Below are 450 nucleotides of genomic sequence, written 5' to 3' on the forward strand. Positions count from 1 at the left end.
GGTAACGCTTACAGCAACGTTAAGTTTGGAAGAGGAAACGACGACCAAAACGTTCGACGTGACTGTAATAGCGGCAGAGAAAACAATCGCTGAATTATTACAAGAAGCCTCAGAAGCCTTGATGATCACGTATGCGGAAGGCGACAATGCTGAAAGTGTAACCTCAAACCTTACGTTGCCATTGACTTCATCACATGCCAGTACAGTGGCTTGGAGTTCATCCAATGAAGCAGTGATTTCATCAGACGGTACAGTAACAAGACCATCAGCAACTACAACGGTAACGCTTACAGCAACGTTAAGTTTGGAAGAGGAAACGACGACCAAAACGTTCGACGTGACTGTAATAGCGGCAGAGAAAACAATCGCTGAATTATTACAAGAAGCCTCAGAAGCCTTGATGATCACGTATGCGGAAGGCGACAATGCTGAAAGTGTAACCTCAAACCT

The 450-nt window shown here is 44.9% G+C and carries 1 protein-coding gene; it reads left to right on the forward strand.

Features of this window, described 5'->3' with window-relative positions:
• A partial coding sequence (locus IC221_RS29350; RefSeq protein WP_223241540.1) for an immunoglobulin-like domain-containing protein occupies window positions 1–450 on the forward strand: 450 nt, incomplete at both ends.

This window comes from Flammeovirga sp. EKP202 (genome assembly GCF_014534745.1).
Taxonomy (GTDB): Bacteria; Bacteroidota; Bacteroidia; order Cytophagales; family Flammeovirgaceae; genus Flammeovirga.